Origin of the sequence: Bradyrhizobium cosmicum, from assembly GCF_007290395.2 — a bacterium.
Lineage (GTDB): Bacteria > Pseudomonadota > Alphaproteobacteria > Rhizobiales > Xanthobacteraceae > Bradyrhizobium > Bradyrhizobium cosmicum.
Map to the genome: position 1 here is coordinate 3,303,958 of NZ_CP041656.2, position 18,126 is coordinate 3,322,083.

General features: G+C 64.9%; 20 protein-coding genes. 17 read left to right on the top strand and 3 right to left on the bottom strand.

Going from position 1 to position 18,126, the window contains the following annotated elements; all coding sequences use genetic code 11:
* Positions 1 to 101: 101 nt before the first annotated feature.
* Positions 102 to 1,163 (bottom strand): porphobilinogen synthase, encoded by a 1,062-nt coding sequence (gene hemB / locus FNV92_RS15885; protein WP_143845743.1) that lies wholly within the window; start codon positions 1,161 to 1,163, stop codon positions 102 to 104.
* A 138-nt stretch (positions 1,164 to 1,301) separates the two neighbouring features.
* On the opposite strand from hemB, the gene FNV92_RS15890 reads away from it, so the two are divergent.
* From FNV92_RS15890 to FNV92_RS15950, 13 genes are all read left to right on the top strand, one after another.
* Positions 1,302 to 1,793, top strand: a complete 492-nt coding sequence (locus tag FNV92_RS15890) for a DUF6163 family protein (protein ID WP_143845742.1) — start codon at positions 1,302 to 1,304, stop codon at positions 1,791 to 1,793.
* Positions 1,794 to 2,294: 501 nt separating this feature from the next.
* Positions 2,295 to 2,813: a transcriptional regulator LdtR gene (ldtR, locus tag FNV92_RS15895; RefSeq protein WP_011087797.1), complete on the top strand. Its 519-nt coding sequence runs from the start codon at positions 2,295 to 2,297 to the stop codon at positions 2,811 to 2,813.
* A 209-nt stretch (positions 2,814 to 3,022) separates the two neighbouring features.
* Positions 3,023 to 3,259: a hypothetical protein gene (locus FNV92_RS15900; protein ID WP_015685678.1), complete on the top strand. Its 237-nt coding sequence runs from the start codon at positions 3,023 to 3,025 to the stop codon at positions 3,257 to 3,259.
* 37 nt (positions 3,260 to 3,296) lie between these two features.
* Positions 3,297 to 3,518: a hypothetical protein gene (locus FNV92_RS15905; RefSeq protein ID WP_015685679.1), complete on the top strand. Its 222-nt coding sequence runs from the start codon at positions 3,297 to 3,299 to the stop codon at positions 3,516 to 3,518.
* Positions 3,519 to 3,771: 253 nt separating this feature from the next.
* Positions 3,772 to 5,070: a serine hydroxymethyltransferase gene (glyA, locus tag FNV92_RS15910; protein WP_015685680.1), complete on the top strand. Its 1,299-nt coding sequence runs from the start codon at positions 3,772 to 3,774 to the stop codon at positions 5,068 to 5,070.
* A 29-nt stretch (positions 5,071 to 5,099) separates the two neighbouring features.
* A complete protein-coding gene (gene nrdR / locus FNV92_RS15915; RefSeq protein WP_007603426.1) occupies positions 5,100 to 5,582 on the top strand; it encodes a transcriptional regulator NrdR in 483 nt (160 codons plus the stop codon).
* Entirely contained in the window at positions 5,579 to 6,727 is a 1,149-nt protein-coding gene (gene ribD, locus FNV92_RS15920; RefSeq protein ID WP_143845741.1) for a bifunctional diaminohydroxyphosphoribosylaminopyrimidine deaminase/5-amino-6-(5-phosphoribosylamino)uracil reductase RibD, read from the top strand. Before nrdR ends, ribD begins: the two co-directional genes overlap by 4 nt.
* A gap of 1 nt (position 6,728) precedes the next feature.
* The gene (locus FNV92_RS15925; RefSeq protein ID WP_143846302.1) at positions 6,729 to 7,340 is read left to right on the top strand and encodes a riboflavin synthase; all 612 of its coding nucleotides are present in this window, start codon (positions 6,729 to 6,731) and stop codon (positions 7,338 to 7,340) included.
* A gap of 61 nt (positions 7,341 to 7,401) precedes the next feature.
* Complete coding sequence (ribH, locus tag FNV92_RS15930; RefSeq protein WP_143845740.1) at positions 7,402 to 7,893, top strand: 6,7-dimethyl-8-ribityllumazine synthase; 492 nt, start codon at positions 7,402 to 7,404, stop codon at positions 7,891 to 7,893.
* Between the two features lie 2 nt (positions 7,894 to 7,895).
* The gene (nusB, locus tag FNV92_RS15935) at positions 7,896 to 8,393 is read left to right on the top strand and encodes a transcription antitermination factor NusB (protein WP_143846301.1); all 498 of its coding nucleotides are present in this window, start codon (positions 7,896 to 7,898) and stop codon (positions 8,391 to 8,393) included.
* A 182-nt stretch (positions 8,394 to 8,575) separates the two neighbouring features.
* Positions 8,576 to 9,565, top strand: a complete 990-nt coding sequence (thiL, locus tag FNV92_RS15940; protein WP_143845739.1) for a thiamine-phosphate kinase — start codon at positions 8,576 to 8,578, stop codon at positions 9,563 to 9,565.
* 128 nt (positions 9,566 to 9,693) lie between these two features.
* The gene (locus tag FNV92_RS15945; RefSeq protein ID WP_143845738.1) at positions 9,694 to 10,302 is read left to right on the top strand and encodes a hypothetical protein; all 609 of its coding nucleotides are present in this window, start codon (positions 9,694 to 9,696) and stop codon (positions 10,300 to 10,302) included.
* A 272-nt stretch (positions 10,303 to 10,574) separates the two neighbouring features.
* Positions 10,575 to 12,695, top strand: a complete 2,121-nt coding sequence (locus tag FNV92_RS15950; RefSeq protein WP_041748262.1) for a sodium-translocating pyrophosphatase — start codon at positions 10,575 to 10,577, stop codon at positions 12,693 to 12,695.
* 174 nt (positions 12,696 to 12,869) lie between these two features.
* Here the strand turns inward: FNV92_RS15950 and FNV92_RS15955 are convergent, their stop codons facing one another.
* Both FNV92_RS15955 and FNV92_RS15960 read right to left on the bottom strand, forming a co-directional pair.
* Positions 12,870 to 13,895 carry a Bug family tripartite tricarboxylate transporter substrate binding protein gene (locus FNV92_RS15955; protein WP_015685688.1) on the bottom strand — a complete coding sequence of 342 codons (1,026 nt, stop codon included), beginning with the start codon at positions 13,893 to 13,895 and terminating at the stop codon, positions 12,870 to 12,872.
* Positions 13,896 to 14,012: 117 nt separating this feature from the next.
* A complete protein-coding gene (locus FNV92_RS15960; protein ID WP_168213696.1) occupies positions 14,013 to 14,498 on the bottom strand; it encodes an outer membrane protein assembly factor BamE in 486 nt (161 codons plus the stop codon).
* A gap of 98 nt (positions 14,499 to 14,596) precedes the next feature.
* Between FNV92_RS15960 and FNV92_RS15965 the strand changes: the two genes are divergently transcribed.
* From FNV92_RS15965 to FNV92_RS15980, 4 genes are all read left to right on the top strand, one after another.
* Positions 14,597 to 15,148 carry a ubiquinol-cytochrome C chaperone family protein gene (locus FNV92_RS15965; RefSeq protein ID WP_143845736.1) on the top strand — a complete coding sequence of 184 codons (552 nt, stop codon included), beginning with the start codon at positions 14,597 to 14,599 and terminating at the stop codon, positions 15,146 to 15,148.
* The gene (locus FNV92_RS15970) at positions 15,145 to 15,714 is read left to right on the top strand and encodes a YceD family protein (protein ID WP_143845735.1); all 570 of its coding nucleotides are present in this window, start codon (positions 15,145 to 15,147) and stop codon (positions 15,712 to 15,714) included. The genes FNV92_RS15965 and FNV92_RS15970 overlap by 4 nt, the downstream gene beginning before the upstream one ends.
* A 300-nt stretch (positions 15,715 to 16,014) precedes the next feature.
* Positions 16,015 to 17,076: a phosphate acyltransferase PlsX gene (gene plsX / locus FNV92_RS15975; protein WP_015685692.1), complete on the top strand. Its 1,062-nt coding sequence runs from the start codon at positions 16,015 to 16,017 to the stop codon at positions 17,074 to 17,076.
* Positions 17,073 to 18,053 carry a beta-ketoacyl-ACP synthase III gene (locus FNV92_RS15980; RefSeq protein WP_143845734.1) on the top strand — a complete coding sequence of 327 codons (981 nt, stop codon included), beginning with the start codon at positions 17,073 to 17,075 and terminating at the stop codon, positions 18,051 to 18,053. Before plsX ends, FNV92_RS15980 begins: the two co-directional genes overlap by 4 nt.
* Positions 18,054 to 18,126 lie beyond the last annotated feature (73 nt).

The window sequence follows — 18,126 nt, forward strand, 5'->3', positions numbered from 1 at the left end:
CGTGGCAGGACATGGGAACAAGCCATCCCCGTGCCAAGGGCGCTGGGATTAGCTAGCCGAAATATTCCGGCGATTCGGGGGCGGTGCGAGACCGCTTGAGCCTACCCCTGCGCCCGCAGCTTCTCCGCCGCCTTCGGCGCGAAATAGCTGAGCACGCCGTCGGCGCCGGCGCGCTTGAAGGCGAGCAGGCTCTCCATCATCGCGCGCTCGCCGTCGAGCCAGCCGTTGTTGGCGGCCGCCGCGATCATCGCGTATTCGCCGGACACCTGGTAGGCGAAGGTCGGCATCGCGAACGTGTCCTTCACGCGGCGGACCACGTCGAGATAGGGCATGCCCGGCTTCACCATCACCATGTCGGCACCTTCGGCGATGTCGAGCTCGACCTCGCGCAGGGCTTCGTCGGTGTTGGCGCTGTCCATCTGGTAAGTGCGCTTGTCGCCGGTGAGCGTCTTGGCCGAGCCGATAGCGTCGCGGAACGGGCCGTAGAAGGCGGAGGCGTATTTGGCCGCATAGGCCATGATCTGCACGTCGAGGAGACCTGAGCGGTCCAGGCCTTCGCGGATCGCGGCGACGCGGCCGTCCATCATGTCGGAGGGCGCGATGATGTCGCAGCCGGCTTCGGCCTGCACCAGCGCCTGACGCACCAGCACGGCGACCGTCTCGTCGTTCAGGATCTTGCCGTCGGTGATCAGGCCATCGTGGCCGTGGCTGGTGAAGGGATCGAGCGCGACGTCGCAGAGGACGCCGATCTCGGGAAACTCCTTCTTGATCGCGCGCACCGCCTGGCAAACCAAATTGTTCGGATTTGTCGCTTCCGAGCCTTCCTCGTCGCGGAGGGACGGGTCGGTGTAGGGAAACAGCGCGATGCAGGGAATGGTGAGCTTCATGGCGCGCTCGGCCTCGCGCACGGCCTGGTCGACGCTGAGGCGGTCGACGCCCGGCATCGAGGCGATCGGCTCGCGCCTGTTGTTGCCGTCGATCAGGAACAGCGGCCAGATCAGATCGTCGGTGGTGAGCACGTTCTCACGCACCATGCGCCGCGCCCATTCGGCCTTGCGGTTGCGGCGCGGACGGATGGTTAGATCGAGGGCAGGGGAAGCTCCCGCGCCGGTCCCGCGCGAAACCTCGCGCAATTCGATCGGACGTCCGTATTTGATCGCCATCACTCTTCCTCCGGCTGGAATTATTCTTATACCAGCTCGCATGGTTCCCGTCACCGCCGCTTGACCTGCCGCAAGGCAGGATTGCAGTCACCTCGGCAGCCGATTGATTTTGCGGGGCGAACCAGCCAGAAGGGGGCCATGTCCGATATCTCCACCCGCGACGCGGCCCGCGACGGCGCCAATGCCAGGGACAATGCCCGGGACAACGCAATGTCAGTGGCGGCGATCTCGTCGGAGCGCCAGGAGTCCGACGACAATGTCTGGACGCGCCGGCTGGTGCTGTTCCTGCGGGTGATGGCGCTGCTCTCGATCCTGAAGGGCCTCTATCATTGGGCCCAGGTGACCGGCTTCGTCGGCGGCGAGGACGAGGCGTTCGAGAACCAGTCGATGGCCTGGCAGGCCTCGACCATCTACTTCGCCGTGATCGAGCTCGTCGCCGCGGTCGGCCTGTGGCTGGCGACGCCCTGGGGCGCGGTGGTGTGGCTGACGACCGTAGTGTCGATGGCGGTGATCGAGCTGATGTTCCCGGGCATCTATGGTGGCAGCCTGATCGTGGTCGGCGTCGAAGTCTTCATGCTCGCCGCCTATCTCGCGCTCGCCTGGATGGCCGCGCGCGAACGGCCGCCATAGCAGGCACGGGCACTCTCATGCCCCGGACGCTGCGCAGCACGTAGTGATGCGCTGCAGAGCCGCGGCCCATCTCTTCACAATCTCATTTGGGGATTCTGGGTCCCGGATCTGCGCTCCGCTTTGCTGCGCTTGTCCGGGACACGAGAGTCGTGTCGTAGCGACTTGGTTGACCGCTGGTTGCGTAAAATTTGCCGTAACTTTTCGCTAACCAGCCCGTTCCGCCACAGCTGTTACGCGCGCGTTTCGAAACGGGGCGGGGCTGTTCTGGAATGCGACAACCGGGGCGGACGGAGGGTGAACAGGACCTTGCGAGGGTCAACAGACTGTTGCGAAAAGCCCTTGTGGCACAGGCTTAATCCGCAATTCACTGTCTTAAATTCATGATCTCTTTATTCTCTTATTTAAGCCGATCTTCAAACGGCCCCCTTAAGTTGCACCTATCAGACGGGACAAAAGTTTCGTCGAATAAGTGTCGATAAAAACGACAACAGGGGAAGTGTCATGATGAAAGCCGTCGCAACTGCGGCAGATACCGCAGAGCGCGTCTCCGGCCAGCAGGGTTCGGTGCAGTCGCTCTATCTGGAAGCTTTGACTCTGGTGGAGCGGCTGCATCGCCGGCTCCTCGACGTGATCAAGGACGAGTTCGATCGCCGCGGTCGCGCGGACATCAATTCGGTGCAGGCGCTCCTGCTCTACAACATCGGCGACAAGGAGCTGACCGCGGGCGAACTGCGCACGCGCGGTTACTACCTAGGCTCCAACGTCTCCTACAATCTGAAGAAGCTCGTCGAGCTCGGCTTCCTCGACCATCAGCGCTCGCGCGTTGATCGCCGCTCGGTCCGCATCCGCCTGACCCCGCAGGGCCAGGAAGTTCGCCGCATCGTCGACTCGCTCTACCAAAAGCACGTCAAGACCGTTGAACAGGTCGGCGGCATCTCCGGCGAGGAGTTCTCGACCCTCAACAAGTCGCTGCACCGCCTCGAGCGGTTCTGGACCGACCAGATCCTGTATCGGCTCTGAGTTTTTCCGGGGATCAAGGCCAAGCCGGCCCATAACAAGACCGGCAGCCCTCCCGAAAATATCTGCCAAACGTGCCTCACTTCCCCAAGCGCGCCGGCCCGGCTTGTCCCGGACCGGTGCGTTTTGTCGTCTCGCGGTTGCGAAAAAATCGACGACCCGGCGGAACCAGTTCCCTGCCTCGCGGTTATCTCTCCGGATCGGAGGATGCGATGCTGGTCGAACGCGGGTTGCAGGCTATGAACGTCGAGCTCGTGAGCGATGCCTATGCTATCGCCGCGAATTACCTCCGCCGCTCTGGCGCAATTCCCGACACACTCGTCACGAACGAACGGCTGCTCGAGATCATCGTCAAGCTGCTCCAGCATGGCGAACTCAACAAGATCAGGCTCGCGAACAAGGCGATTGGCCGGTTCGAGGCCCAGTCCGGGGCCCGCGCGGTTGCCTGATCGAAACTCCCAGAATTCCAGCGAAGCAGAGGGTGCCATGGAAGCTGCCATCGACCGCATCATGCAGACCTATGACCTGCTCGCCAACCGCACCTCCGCGGCGAGCGCAGAGGCGAGGACCAAGGTGACGAACTACCTCAATACCTTGATTGAAGCGGGCGAAAAGGACACCCACAGGTTGACTGTGTGCGGCCTGACCTATCTGCGCCAGCTCGACGGCAGCGTCGATCCCGTGAAGGCGGGGTATACCGGGCTGTAGGGCACCCGGTCGTTACCGGCCCGGCGCGCACGGCCCTTAGGGTCCAAACCGGACCATTTGGGCTCTTCGGAATGGGGGCGGTTTCAGAGAACCGTTCTTCCATCCCACCATATCTTGCATAAATATCAGGTCCGACCCGCAACTACTTGGCCTGTTGCGGGCAATGTGGTAGATCGCGCACGCCGCTTCCGATCGCCACACCAGACCCGTCCGCAGCCCGCCAAGAGGCTGCGGCGGTGGAGATATTCGCAAGATGACCCTCGCCAAAACCGCCTCCGCGCCCGACTCGTTTTTCACCGCCACGCTCGACCAGGCCGACCCGGAAATCGCCGCCGCCATCAAGGGCGAACTCGGCCGGCAGCGCCATGAGGTCGAGCTGATCGCCTCCGAGAACATCGTCAGCCGTGCCGTGCTGGAAGCGCAGGGTTCGGTGATGACCAACAAGTACGCAGAGGGTTATCCGGGCGCGCGCTATTACGGCGGTTGTGAGTGGGTCGACGTCGCCGAGAACCTCGCGATCGATCGCGCCAAGAAGCTGTTCGGCGCCAATTTCGCCAATGTGCAGCCGAACTCCGGCAGCCAGATGAACCAGGCGGTGTTCCTGGCGCTGCTCCAGCCCGGCGATACCTTCATGGGCCTCGATCTTGCGGCCGGCGGCCATCTCACCCACGGCTCGCCCGTCAACATGAGCGGCAAGTGGTTCAAGGCCGCGCACTACACCGTGCGCCGCGAGGACCAGATCATCGACATGGACGCGGTCGCCAAGCAGGCCGAAGAGGTCAAGCCGAAGCTGATCGTCGCCGGCGGCTCGGCCTATTCGCGTCCCTGGGATTTCAAGCGTTTTCGCGAGATCGCCGACAGCGTCGGCGCTTACCTGCTGGTCGACATGGCGCATTTCGCGGGCCTCGTCGCCGGCGGCGTGCATGCTTCGCCGGTGCCGCACGCCCACATCACCACCACGACGACGCACAAATCTCTGCGCGGTCCGCGCGGCGGCCTGATGCTGTGGAATGACGAGGCGCTGACCAAGAAGTTCAACTCGGCGATCTTCCCGGGCCTGCAGGGCGGCCCGCTGATGCATGTGATCGCGGCGAAGGCGGTCGCCTTCGGCGAGGCGCTGCGTCCGGACTTCAAGGTCTATGCCAAGAACGTTGTCGAGAACGCCAAGGCGCTGGCCGAGACGCTGAAGAGCCACGGCTTCGATATTGTCTCGGGCGGCACCGACAACCATCTGATGCTGGTTGACCTCAGGCCGAAGGCGCTGAAGGGCAACGTCTCGGAGAAGGCGCTGGTTCGCGCCGCCATCACCTGCAACAAGAACGGCATTCCGTTCGATCCCCAGTCGCCGTTCGTCACCTCCGGTATTCGGCTCGGCACGCCGGCGGCGACGACCCGCGGTTTCGGCGTCGCCGAATTCCAGCAGGTCGGCGGCATGATCGCCGAGGTCCTTAACGCGATCGCACAGTCCGACGACGGCAAGGCGCCGCTGGTCGAGGCCGCGATCAAGGAACGGGTCAAGGCGCTCACCGACCGGTTCCCGATCTATCAGTAAGGCCAAGAAAACCGGTTAAGGTACAACGGATGCGCTGCCCGAACTGCAACAGTCTCGATACGCAGGTAAAGGACTCGCGTCCGACCGAGGACTCTTCCGTCATCCGCAGGCGGCGCGTGTGTGTCGCCTGCAATTTCCGCTTCACCACCTTCGAGCGCGTGCAATTGCGCGAGCTCACGGTGATCAAGCGTAACGGCCGCCGCGTGCCGTTCGACCGCGACAAGCTGATGCGCTCGGTGTCGATCTCCCTGCGCAAGCGGCAGGTCGAGCCGGAGCGGGTGGAGAAGATGGTCTCCACCATCGTGCGCGAGCTCGAGACCGGTGGCGAGGCCGAAATCTCCTCCGAGGTGATCGGCGAGACCGTGATGGAGCATCTGCGCACGCTCGACGACGTCGCCTATGTGCGCTTCGCCTCCGTCTACCGCAATTTCCGCGAGGCCAAGGATTTCGCCGACGTGCTCGGCGAGCTCTCCGGTGAGGAGGAAGCGCGGCTCGCCGCGATCCGCAAATGATCTTCCGCATCCTGGAGGATCAGTTCGCGCAGAAGGCTCGTGAGGCCAAGGACGCCGATCGCCGTTTCATGGAGCTGGCCCTTGCGCTCGGCCGGCGCGGGCAGGGGCGGACCTGGCCCAATCCGGCCGTCGGCGCGGTCATCGTGAAAGACGGAATCATCGTCGGCCGCGGCTGGACCCAGCCGGGCGGGCGGCCGCACGGCGAGCCCGAAGCCTTGCGGCGGGCCGGCGAAGCGGCGCGCGGCGCCACGCTCTACGTCACGCTCGAGCCGTGCTCGCATTTCGGCAAGTCGCCGCCCTGCGCCGATGCGGTGATCGCCGCCGGCATCAAGCGGGTGGTGGCGGCGATCGAGGATCCCAATCCGGAAGTCGCGGGCCAGGGCCATGCGCGGCTGCGCGCCGCCGGCATCACGGTGGATGTGGGGCTGTGCGCGGCCGAAGCTGCATTCGATCATTCCGGCCATTTCCGCCGCATCCGCGACAAGCGCCCGCATGTGATCCTGAAGCTCGCGGTCTCGCCCGATGGCAAGATCGGCGCGGCCGGCGGCAAACCGCTCGCGATTACGGGGGAAGCGGTACGCAACCGTGTGCACCTCCTGCGCGCACAATGCGACGCCATCCTGGTCGGCATCGGCACGGTGCTGGCGGATGATCCGCAGCTCAACTGCCGCCTGCCGGGCATGGAAGCGCGTTCTCCGGTGCGGATCGTGCTCGACCAGAGTCTGCGCGTTCCGGCCACGAGCCAGCTGGTCCGTTCTGCGCGCGAAACGCCGCTCTGGGTCGTCAGCTCCGAACTCGCCGAAGCCGCCGCCGCGACCCGCCTTGGCGCTGCCGGCGCGCAGATCATCCGCATACCGCACCGGAGCGCTTCCGGGCTCGATCTTCCGTCTGTGCTTCATGCGCTGGCCGGGAAGGGCATCACGCGGCTGATGGTCGAGGGCGGCAGCCGGGTCGCAGCATCGTTCATAGCGGCCGACCTCGTCGACGAAATCTGGCTGTTCCGTGGAGCGGAAGCAGTCGGGCCAGACGGCGTCGATGCGCTCGATGCATTGCCCCTGTCGAAAATCACGCAGTCGCAGGCCTACAAGGTTCATGCTAGCGAGACATTCGACAAGGATACTCTCACCATCTATGAGCGCGCCTAACATGTTCACCGGCATTGTCACCGACATCGGCGAGGTCATCGGCTTCACGCCAACGGCGCAGGGGCAATTGCACCGTCTGCGCATCGCCTGCCACTATGACCAAGCCACCATCGCCGACGGCGCCTCGATCGCCAACAACGGCGTCTGCCTCACGGTGGTTGCCTCCGGCGTCGAAGGTGGCAGAACCTGGTTCGACGTCGATGCCGCCGCCGAGACGCTGGCGCTGACGACGGCCAAGCACTGGAAGCTCGGCACGAAGCTCAATCTCGAGCGCGCGCTCAAGATCGGCGACGAGCTCGGCGGCCACATCGTCGCCGGCCACGCCGACGGCATCGCCACCATCGTCAGCCGCGAGGACCTGCCCGACATGGCGCGGTTCGAGCTGTCGACGACCCGGGAGCTGGCGCGCTTCATCGCCATCAAGGGCTCGATCACGCTCGACGGCGTCTCGCTCACGGTGAATACGGTGAAAGACACGACCTTTTCCGTATTGATCATCCCGCATACGTTGACGGTGACCACGATCGGCGGCTGGAAGGCGGGAGCCGAGGTCAATATCGAGGTCGATCTGATGGCCCGCTACGCGGCGCGGCTGACGGAAATGACAGTTTAAAACTTGGCTTACCCGCCTGCGGCGACTACATAGCGCCAACCCCTGTGAAACGGATTGAACGATGGCAGACGCGCGGCGCGCACCCCTGAAGGACCAGACTGACATTTCCGGCGCGCGCGCGCTCATTGTCGAGGCACGGTTCTACGACGATCTCCAGGACGCGCTTCTGGACGGCGCGGTGGCCGAGTTGAAGGCGGCCGGCCTGACCCATGACGTCATCACCGTTCCCGGTGCGCTGGAGATTCCGGCGGCGATCGCCATCGCCGCCGATGCGGCTGCCGCCAACGGCAAGCCCTATGACGCGGCGATCGCGCTTGGCTGCGTGATCCGTGGCGACACCATTCATTTCGAGATCGTCTCGCAGGAATCCTCCCGTGCGTTGATGGATCTTGCGGTGGCGCGCAAGCTGCCGCTCGGCAACGGCATCCTCACCGTCAACAACGAGGACCAGGCCTGGGCGCGGGCGCGCGCAAGCGAGCTCAACAAGGGCGGCGATGCCGCGCGCGCGGCGATCGCGATGCTGCGCATCAAGCGCCGGCTGGCGCGGGCTTGATGATGGCCGATCACAGCAAAAAACCGCCGGCTGGCACCGAGAAGAAAGCGAACCGGCGCGGCGCGGCGCGGCTCGCGGCCGTGCAGGCGCTGTACCAGATGGACATCGCCGGCGCCGGCATCAACGACATCTTCGCAGAGTTCGAGAGCCACTGGCTCGGCAATGAAGTCGAGGGCGACACCTATCTGCCGGCGGAGGCCGCCTTCTTCCGTGATGTCGTCTCCGGCGTCGTGCGCGACCAGAAGAAGCTCGATCCCCTGATCGACGAGGCGCTGTCGCAGGGCTGGCCGTTGAAGCGGATCGAGGCGATCCTGCGCGCCGTGCTGCGGGCAGGGGCCTATGAGCTGCAATACCGCAAGGACGTGCCGGGCCGTGTCGTCGTCTCCGAATATGTCGATGTCGCCAACGCTTTCGTCGACCGCGAGGAGACCGGCATGGTCAACGCCGTGCTCGACCAGATCGGCCGTCAGTTTCGCGGCGACGAGTTCGGGCGGGGGTAAGTTGTGACGCTGACTTCCGCCGTAGCCGTCATCCCCGCGCAATGGCGAAGCCATTGTCGCTGGAGGTGCCGGAGCGAAGCGGAGGCCTCGAAGGACGACGGCGTGCCGCTGAGGTGGGACCTCGGCCGTGCATCCTTCGAGGCTCGCAAGGGCTCGCACCTCAGGATGACGGGTCCACTACCGTGACACAGGGCTCCGCCGAAGACTCCCTCATCGCGCGCTATTTCAAGCCGCTGGCGACCGATCCCGGCGCGTTCGGGCTTGTCGATGATGCCGCGGTCCTGTCTTCATCCGGCGACGACATCGTGGTCACCACCGACGCCATCGTCGAGGGCGTGCACTATCTTGCCACCGACCCGCCCGACAGCATCGCGCGCAAGGCGCTGCGGGTGAACCTGTCCGATCTCGCCGCCAAGGGCGCGGTGCCCGCCGGCTTCGTCCTGACACTGGCGCTGCGCAGCAAGGAAGACGCCTGGCTCGGACCGTTCGCGGATGCCCTCGGCGAGGATACCAGGACCTTCGCTTGTCCGCTGCTTGGCGGCGACACGGTGTCGACGCCGGGACCGCAAATGATCTCGATCACGGCTTTCGGCCGCGTCCCGAACGGGCGGACGGTCGGCCGCACCGGTGCCAAGCCGGGCGACCGCATCCTGGTGACGGGAACGATCGGTGATGCGGCGCTCGGTCTCGACGTGCTCACCGGCGGCGCGGCGGCGGCGGCGCTCGCGTCCGACCCCACCGCAAGAGAGGCACTGGTCTCGCGCTATCGTGTTCCGCAGCCCCGCAACGTTCTGGCGCAGGCCGTACGCGAGCATGCCTCGGCCGCGATGGATGTCTCCGACGGGCTCGCCGGCGACCTGACCAAGCTCTGTGCGGCGTCCGGTGTCTCGGCCACGGTCGAGGTGGCGAACGTGCCCCTGTCTGCCGCGGCGGCCGGGCTGATCGCGCGCAACGTCGTTTGTGTTGAGACGCTGCTTGCCGGGGGCGACGATTACGAGGTGCTGTGCACGGTGCCGCCGGCGCACAGCGATGCGCTGATTGCCGCAGGGCGGGCAGCGGGCGTGGTCGTCACGGCGATCGGCACGATCGTCGCGGGCGATGAGCGGCCGCGCTTTCTCGACGGGCACGGCCAGGAACTGGCCCTGACGCGCCTGTCCTACAGTCACTTCTGAATTCAAATCCGCCTCGACCCCCATCCGCCTTTCAGCGTTGTCCGGTCGCCGGTTGTTGTCGCAACCCCGGCGTAAGCAAGCCGATGTATCAGCGCCCTTGATGCACAAGCAGCCAAGGGTTTGATTCGATGACGGCGGCCGTTTCGAGTGCGAGCGAGGCACAGGCTGTCCCCGGGAGGGAGTGCGGAAGCTGCACGCTCTGTTGCAAGGTCTACAACGTGGTCGAGCTCGGCAAGGCCGCCGGCAAGTGGTGCTCGCATTGCAAGCCCGGCCGGGGCTGCACGATCCACGACAAGCTGCCGAACGAGTGCGCGGCGTTCAATTGTCTCTGGAAAACCATGCCGTCGATGTCGATGCAATGGAAGCCCGAGCAGTCGAAGATGGTGCTCACCTTGCACCCCGATACCAATAACATCCATGTCGTGGTTGATCCCGGCCTGCCGTCGGCCTGGACCCGGGAGCCTTATCACGGCCAGCTGCGCGGGTTGGCGAAGACCAACATGATGAAGGGCCATCTTGTGGTGGTGCTGGTCAATGAGCAGGCGACGCTCATTCTGCCCGATCAGGATGTGACGATCGGCATCCTCAAACCCGAGCAGGTCATTTCGGTTACGCTGGAGACCGGCCCCAGTGGCGGCGTCTACGACGTCAAGATATTCAACCGGCGCTCGACAGCCGAGGGGCAGACCCTGGAAATGGCATCGACCTCCCGTCATCCCGTCAGGTCCGCCGCCTGAGGCGGAGGCAGGGACGGGCGCTCATCGCCGTGTCGAAGAGGCGCCTGGAGGGATTTCCGCGGAGCGGGCGTCTACGACCTAAATACCTGCCGAGTTCGCCTTTTCGGCCGCTTCCGGCGTTGCACCCTCAATGCGATTTTGGCAAGCTTGTGGCCGACTAACGCCACCTCTTTAGCGAAAGAGGCGGGGTTGTTCAAAATCAAGGCGCCGCACCGCAAGACGGACAACAAAAGGCGCCGGGGACACATCAAGGATCTGAGGCAGAAAATCACATGACAGCATTATGGTTGATAGTGCTCTGCGGAGTGCTTTCCGTCGTCTACGCGATCTGGGCGACGTCTTCGGTGTTGAGTGCGGACGCGGGTTCGCCGCGCATGCAGGAGATTGCGGCAGCGGTGCGCGAAGGCGCACAGGCGTATCTCCGGCGCCAGTACACCACGATCGGTATCGTCGGCATCGTCATCTTCGTGCTGCTCGTCTACTTCCTCGGTCTTTATGTCGCGATCGGTTTTGCCATCGGCGCCATCCTGTCGGGGGCGGCTGGCTTCATCGGCATGAACGTCTCGGTCCGCGCCAATGTGCGGACCGCCCAGGCGGCGATCACCTCGCTCGCCGGCGGCCTCGAGCTCGCCTTCAAGGCAGGCGCCATCACCGGTATGCTGGTGGCGGGTCTGGCTTTGCTCGGCGTGACGCTCTATTTCGGCTTCTTGGTGCACTCGCTGAAGCTTGCGCCCGATAGCCGTGTCGTGGTCGACGCCCTGGTGGCGCTCGGCTTCGGCGCCTCGCTGATCTCGATCTTCGCCCGTCTAGGCGGCGGCATCTTCACCAAGGGTGCGGATGTCGGCGGCGACCTCGTCGGCAAGGTCGAGGCCGGCATCCCGGAGGACGATCCGCGCAACCCGGCCACCATCGCCGACAACGTCGGTGACAATGTCGGCGACTGCGCCGGCATGGCCGCCGATCTGTTCGAGACCTATGCGGTGACCGCGGTCGCCACCATGGTGCTCGCGGCGATCTTCTTCGCCAAGACGCCGATCCTCATGAGCATGATGACGCTGCCGCTTGCGATCGGCGGCATCTGCATCATCACCTCGATCATCGGCACTTTCTTCGTCAAGCTCGGGCCGAGCCAGTCGATCATGGGTGCGCTCTACAAGGGCCTGATTGCCACCGGCGTTCTGTCGCTGGTCGGCATCGCCGGGGTGATCTACGCCCTGATCGGCTTCGGCAAGCTCGACGGTGTCGACTATACCGGCATGGCGCTGCTCGAGTGCGGCATCGTCGGTCTCGTCGTCACCGCGCTGATCATCTGGATCACCGAATACTACACCGGTACCGACTATCGGCCGGTGAAGTCGATCGCGGCGGCGTCGGTGACCGGCCACGGCACCAACGTGATCCAGGGTCTGGCGATCTCGATGGAGGCGACCGCGTTGCCCGCGCTCGTCATCATCGCCGGCATCCTGGTCACCTACAGCCTTGCCGGCCTGTTCGGTATCGCGATCGCGACCGCCACCATGCTGGCGCTGGCCGGCATGATCGTCGCGCTCGATGCCTTCGGCCCTGTCACCGACAATGCCGGCGGCATTGCCGAGATGGCGGGCCTGCCGAAGGAGGTGCGCAAGTCGACCGATGCGCTCGACGCGGTCGGCAACACGACCAAGGCGGTGACCAAGGGTTACGCGATCGGCTCGGCCGGTCTCGGCGCGCTGGTGTTGTTCGCCGCCTATAACCAGGACCTGAAGTTCTTCATCGCGGACTCCGCAAACCACGTCTACTTCAAGGGCGTCAATCCGGACTTCTCGCTGAACAATCCCTATGTGGTCGTGGGCCTGCTGTTCGGTGGCTTGCTGCCGTACCTGTTCGGTGCGATGGGCATGACGGCGGTCGGCCGCGCGGCAAGCGCGATCGTCGAGGAGGTGCGCCGGCAGTTCCGCGAGAAGCCGGGCATCATGCAGGGTACCGACAAGCCCGACTACGGCCGGGCGGTCGACCTGCTGACCAAGGCGGCGATCAAGGAGATGATCATCCCCTCGCTGCTGCCGGTGCTGTCGCCGATCGTCGTCTACTTCCTGATTTACGTCATCGCGGGCGGCGGCGCGGCCGGCAAGTCGGCGGCGTTCTCCGCTGTCGGCGCGATGCTGCTCGGCGTGATCGTGACGGGCCTGTTCGTCGCGATCTCGATGACATCGGGCGGCGGCGCCTGGGACAACGCCAAGAAGTACATCGAGGACGGCCATTACGGCGGCAAGGGCTCTGATGCCCACAAATCCGCCGTCACCGGCGACACCGTCGGCGATCCCTACAAGGACACAGCGGGACCTGCGGTGAACCCGATGATCAAGATCACCAACATCGTGGCCCTGCTGCTGCTGGCGATCCTGGCGCACTGAGCGGCGCCGACGACCAAAGACAAAACCCCGCGGCGTGAGCCGCGGGGTTTTTGATTGACGGGTTTGACGCTCTCACCGCGTCATTGCGAGCGCAGCGAAGCAATCCAGAATCTTTCCACGGAGACAGTCTGGATTGCTTCGTCGCTGCGCTCCTCGCAATCACGGAGGAGAGACCTACTGCACGTCCATCTGCAGCCCTTCCTTCTGGATGATGCCGGCGAACTTCTTCGTCTCGGCGTCCACGAAGGCGGAGAACTGCTCCGGTGTGCTGTAGTCGGCGCGAGCGCCCATGGCGGCGATGTTCTTCTTGATGTCGTCGCGCTCCAGCATTGCCTTGACCTGAAGGTTGAGCGCCTCGAGCACGGCCGGCTGAACACCCTTCGGCAGGAACACCGAGAACCAGGACGACACGTCGAAATTGGCCAGCTCCGGCGCGCTCTCGCGCATGGTCGGCAAATCCTTCGCGAGGTCGCTGCGCTCGGGCGTCGTGACGCAGAGGCCGGTGAGGGTGCCGTTCTGCACCTGCGGCAAGCTCGGATAGAGATTGTCGAACAGGATCTGGATGTCGCCCGCGAGCGCGGCCTGGAGCGCGGGACCGGCGCCGCGGAACGGGATGTGCGTCATCTTCAAGCCGGTGAGCTGGAGGAACCAGGCGCCGGTGAGGTGAGGGCTCTGGCCGACGCCGGAGGAGGCGTAGCTGAGCTTGTCCGGATTGGCCTTCAGATACGCGATCAGCTCGGCGATGGATTTGATGCCGGTCTTCGGATGCGCCGAGACGATGTTCGGGATCCGGATCATGTTGGACACCGGCTGGAGCTGGTCCGGCTTGTAGGTGAGGTTCTTGAAGATGCTGTAGGCGATCGCGTTCGGACCAGGATTGCCGACCAGGATGGTCTGGCCGTCCGGCTTGGCGCGGACCACTTCGGCGGTGCCGATCGTGCCGCCGCCGCCGGAGCGGTTTTCCACGACAGCCGACTGGCCCCAGGCGGTTTGCAGATGCGCGGCGAGAAGCCGGCCCATGACGTCGGTGGAGCCGCCGGCCGCAGCCGGTACGATAATGCGGACCGTTTCGGTCGGCTTCCAGTCCGCCAGGCTCGATCGCGGCAGGATCGCAGCGGCCGAGAGGCCAGCGGCGCCGGTGAGCACCTGACGGCGGGACAGAAATTTTGTCTCGAGTTTCTTGGGTAGTTTGTTGGGCACGAATCCACTCCCTGCTTTTTGCTTTGCAGGGAGCGTATGGAACCCGACGCTCAACGGCAAGTCGCACGCGACGACAAGTGCCGCGCGGAGGGCGGCACGACGCCGCAGGCTGAATGCTCAGTTAAAGCTGAGCAGCTTGAACAGCGGCGCGAGGTAACTCATCTCCTGGCCCGACGTCGCGGTGGTCCGGCTGATGAAGTCGAAGATCTTGCCGTCCTGGAGGCCGTAATTCGCCAGCCGGCGCACACGCCGATTCTTGTCGAAGTAGACGGCGATGACGCGCTGGTCGACCACCTTCTGGTTCATGAAGGCGACCACGCGCTCCGAGCGCTGCGAGATATAGTAGAACACCTCACCGTCGAGGGTTGCGACCGTGGAGGGCGTGCCCATCACGATCAGCACCTGATCCTGGCTCGCGCCGATCGGAATCTGCTCCAGGGCGCCAGGCGGCAGGATGTAACCCTTCTGGAACTGCTCGCCGGTGCAGCCCGCAAGAGCAACGCCGACGGCCGCCATGGCCGCGAACAGGCGCAGGCCGCGCCAGCGTGCTTGAAAGCCGCGCAGCTTGTCCGCGCGCCGGCTGATCTGGTTCGTTATCGTCATAGCGGAACTGATTCCGTCCCCTTGCGTCGCGCGAGGCGCTGAAGTACCGGGCGGAGGCTGCAATTGCAACACGCGCACGCCCGCTTGCGGAACCCACAATGGTTTGGCCGTTCAATCACTTCAGGAAACCCCGGCAAGCCCCGCGCGGCACCATTGAAGCCATCTATGGCATGATCGTGACGCAGGCGCGAGAACCCATATTTTACCGCGACTTGGGGGTACCCGATACGGTTAACGGGCGTTTCGACCTGTTGCTGCTCCATCTCTGGCTGCTGCTGCGCCGCCTGCGCACGGCTCAAGGCGCCACCGAGCTGTCGCAAGCGCTGTTCGACCGCTTCTGCGAGGACATGGACGACAACCTGCGCGAGATGGGGGTGGGCGACCAGACCGTGCCGAAGCGGATGCGAGCCTTCGGCGAGGCCTTTTACGGCCGCATGCAGGCCTACGACCAGGCCGCGGAAAGCGGCAGCGAGGCGCTGGCGTCGGCCATTTGCAGGAATATCTTGAACGGGGATGGCCTCGACCAGGCGCGGCAGCTCGCGGCCTACGCCCGGGCCACCGAGGCCGATCTTGGCCGGGCCGATGAAGCAGCCCTGCTGAGCGCCTCCTTCAGGTTTCCCCCAGCGCTGACCGAGGACATGACGCGATGAGCCGACCGAACGCCGAATCCGTACCCGATCCCTGGCGGTCTCCCGTCAGCGTCGTGCAGATCCCCGACACCGGCCTGCATCGCAAGCTCAAGGCATCGGCCGACGAACTGCAGGCCATCGCCGAGGTCGGAGGGCTGCGGGAGGTCCTCTCCGCCGAGGCCGCCTTTGACGTCGTGCCCAGGAGCGGCGGCCGATTCGAGGTCACCGGCCACGTCCGCGCCCGGATCGGCCAGACCTGCGTGGTCACCCTCGACCCGATCGAGAGCGAGATCGACGAGAAGGTGGACCTGGTGTTCGCCCCCGAAGCCGAGGTTCGGAAGATGTCCGACCTGATCGAGGAGGGCGAGGACGGCGCGGAGCCGCCGGAGGTGGTCGATCCCCCAGAAGCGATCCGCAATGGAATCATCGACCTTGGCCGGATCGCGACCGACGCGCTGTTCCTGGCGGTCAATCCCTACCCGCGCAAGGAGGGGGCCGTGTTCGAGGCCGAAGTCATCGCCCCCGATCCGGAGGACCATCCGTTCGCGGCGCTGAAGGCGCTTCAGGACAGCAAGAAGGGCAAATAGCTGGGCATTCCCCGCTGCACCCGCTTTGCTACGGAGCGCGAGGCGCTTGCAGGAGAAGTTTGAAAGGTCGGGTTATCTATCTGATTTTCATGTGTTTCTCTTGAAATCAGGTCTGCGCTGACAAATCGCCCGGCATGCAAAAGGCTGGGGGCAAGAGGTTGTTTCGGGATAGCAAAACGCTATTGTCGCGCCCCGGTCGGGGCGCGGCGTGGCGCCTGACCGGTCGCCATGTCCATGGCGCATCCATTCCCGCGGCCCGCTCGTTCAAGACCGCACCAGATCAGGTTTTCCAGGACTTTTATGCCAAGCAAGGTTCGCATTGCGCTCGACGCCATGGGGGGCGACTCCGGCGCCGCCGTGGTCATTCCGGGCGCTGCCATCTCGCTCGGCAGGCATCGCGACACCGAGTTCCTGCTGGTCGGGGACCGCGCCAAGATCGAGCCCGAGCTCGATCGGCATCCCCAGCTCAAGGCGGTCTCGAAGATCATCCATACCGATGTCGCGGTCAGCGGCTCGGACAAGCCGAGCCAGGCGCTGCGGCGCGGTCGCAGGACCTCCTCGATGTGGCTTGCGATCGACGCGGTGAAGCAGGGCGAGGCGGATGTCGCGGTCTCCGCCGGCAATACCGGCGCGCTGATGGCGATGTCGCGCTTCCACCTGCGCACGCTGAAGGGCATCGACCGTCCGGCGATCACGGGGATATGGCCGACCAAGCGCGGCGAGTCCGTCGTGCTCGACCTCGGCGCGACCATCGGCGGTGACGCCCACCATCTGGTGTCGCTCGCGGTCATGGGCGCTGCGATGGCCAGCGTGCTGTTCGACAAGAAACGGCCCACGGTCGGCCTGCTCAACATCGGGGCCGAGGAGATCAAGGGGCACGAGGAGATCCGCGAAGCCAGCGAGATCCTGCGTGCGCGTAACCTGCCGGAGCTCGACTATGTCGGCTTCATCGAGGGCGACGGCATCGGCAAGGGGCTGGCCGACGTGATCGTCACCGAAGGTTTCAGTGGCAACATTGCGCTCAAGGCCGCCGAGGGAACCGCGCGGCAGATGGCGGAATTGCTCCGCAACGAGATCCAGCGGAGCTGGCTGTCCAGGCTTGGCTATGTCTTTGCGCGCAGCGCCTTCCAGGCCCTGCGCAACAAGATGGACCCGAGCAAGTCCAACGGCGGCGTGTTCCTGGGTTTGAACGGATTGGTGGTCAAGAGCCATGGCGGAACCAGCGCCGAAGGCTTTGCCTATGCGATCGATGTTGGCTATGAGATGGCTCACTACGATCTCCTGAACAAGATCAATCAGATGCTCAACCGCGAGGGTGGTGCACTCAATTTCGTGCAGCCCGCGCCGGAGGATGTTTCGTGACTCAAATTCGTTCGGTCGTGCTGGGCTGCGGCTCTTATCTGCCGGAGCAGGTGGTGACCAACGCCCAATTGGCGGCGCGCATCGACACGTCCGACGAGTGGATCGTGCAGCGCACCGGCATTCGCGAACGGCATATCGCGGCCGAGGGCGAGTTCACCTCGCATCTGGCGATCAAGGCGGCGCAGGCCGCGCTCACCGATGCCGGCCTCGACGCCCAGTCGATCGACCTGATCGTGCTGGCGACCTCGACGCCCGACAACACTTTCCCGGCGACTGCGGTCGCCGTGCAGCACGGGCTCGGCATCAACCATGGCGCGGCGTTCGACCTGCAGGCGGTGTGCTCCGGCTTCGTGTTCGCGCTCGCCACGGCCGACAATTTCCTGCGCACCGGCGCCTTCAAGCGCGCGCTGGTGATCGGCGCGGAGACCTTCTCGCGCATCCTCGACTGGAATGATCGCGGCACCTGCGTGCTATTCGGCGACGGTGCCGGCGCGGTCGTGCTGGAGGCGCAGGAGCAGCCCGGCAATGCGGCGACCGACCGCGGCGTCGTGACCACGCATTTGCGCTCCGACGGCCGGCACAAGGCAAAACTGTTCGTCGACGGCGGGCCGTCCTCGACCCAGACCGTCGGCCATCTGCGCATGGAGGGCCGCGAGGTCTTCAAGCATGCGGTCGGCATGATCACCGACGTGATCGTCGACGCCTTCGAGGCGACCGGGCTCAATGCCGACAGCATCGACTGGTTCGTGCCGCACCAGGCCAACAAGCGAATCATCGACGCCTCCGCTCACAAGCTGCACATCGCGCCGGAGAAGGTGGTGCTGACGGTGGACCGTCACGGCAACACCTCGGCCGCCTCGATCCCGCTGGCCCTGTCGGTGGCGCGAAAGGACGGCCGCATCAAGCGTGGCGACGCGGTCCTGATGGAGGCGATGGGCGGCGGCTTCACCTGGGGTTCGGCCCTGGTGCGCTGGTAGCGCCGCAATCGATCAAATTTTGCCGGAATCAGCACCCATTATCGATGCGTCTGCATTGATGAGCGCTGTTGAC

What these genes read in the sequence shown, in the direction of transcription:
- hemB (WP_143845743.1), bottom strand. Translation starts at nt 1,163, where the DNA reads ATGGCGATCAAATACGGACGTCCGATCGAATTGCGCGAGGTTTCGCGC.
- FNV92_RS15890 (WP_143845742.1), top strand. Translation starts at nt 1,302, where the DNA reads ATGTCCGATATCTCCACCCGCGACGCGGCCCGCGACGGCGCCAATGCC.
- ldtR (WP_011087797.1), top strand. Translation starts at nt 2,295, where the DNA reads ATGATGAAAGCCGTCGCAACTGCGGCAGATACCGCAGAGCGCGTCTCC.
- FNV92_RS15900 (WP_015685678.1), top strand. Translation starts at nt 3,023, where the DNA reads ATGCTGGTCGAACGCGGGTTGCAGGCTATGAACGTCGAGCTCGTGAGC.
- FNV92_RS15905 (WP_015685679.1), top strand. Translation starts at nt 3,297, where the DNA reads ATGGAAGCTGCCATCGACCGCATCATGCAGACCTATGACCTGCTCGCC.
- glyA (WP_015685680.1), top strand. Translation starts at nt 3,772, where the DNA reads ATGACCCTCGCCAAAACCGCCTCCGCGCCCGACTCGTTTTTCACCGCC.
- nrdR (WP_007603426.1), top strand. Translation starts at nt 5,100, where the DNA reads ATGCGCTGCCCGAACTGCAACAGTCTCGATACGCAGGTAAAGGACTCG.
- ribD (WP_143845741.1), top strand. Translation starts at nt 5,579, where the DNA reads ATGATCTTCCGCATCCTGGAGGATCAGTTCGCGCAGAAGGCTCGTGAG.
- FNV92_RS15925 (WP_143846302.1), top strand. Translation starts at nt 6,729, where the DNA reads ATGTTCACCGGCATTGTCACCGACATCGGCGAGGTCATCGGCTTCACG.
- ribH (WP_143845740.1), top strand. Translation starts at nt 7,402, where the DNA reads ATGGCAGACGCGCGGCGCGCACCCCTGAAGGACCAGACTGACATTTCC.
- nusB (WP_143846301.1), top strand. Translation starts at nt 7,896, where the DNA reads ATGGCCGATCACAGCAAAAAACCGCCGGCTGGCACCGAGAAGAAAGCG.
- FNV92_RS15945 (WP_143845738.1), top strand. Translation starts at nt 9,694, where the DNA reads ATGACGGCGGCCGTTTCGAGTGCGAGCGAGGCACAGGCTGTCCCCGGG.
- FNV92_RS15950 (WP_041748262.1), top strand. Translation starts at nt 10,575, where the DNA reads ATGACAGCATTATGGTTGATAGTGCTCTGCGGAGTGCTTTCCGTCGTC.
- FNV92_RS15960 (WP_168213696.1), bottom strand. Translation starts at nt 14,498, where the DNA reads ATGACGATAACGAACCAGATCAGCCGGCGCGCGGACAAGCTGCGCGGC.
- FNV92_RS15965 (WP_143845736.1), top strand. Translation starts at nt 14,597, where the DNA reads ATGGTTTGGCCGTTCAATCACTTCAGGAAACCCCGGCAAGCCCCGCGC.
- FNV92_RS15970 (WP_143845735.1), top strand. Translation starts at nt 15,145, where the DNA reads ATGAGCCGACCGAACGCCGAATCCGTACCCGATCCCTGGCGGTCTCCC.
- plsX (WP_015685692.1), top strand. Translation starts at nt 16,015, where the DNA reads ATGCCAAGCAAGGTTCGCATTGCGCTCGACGCCATGGGGGGCGACTCC.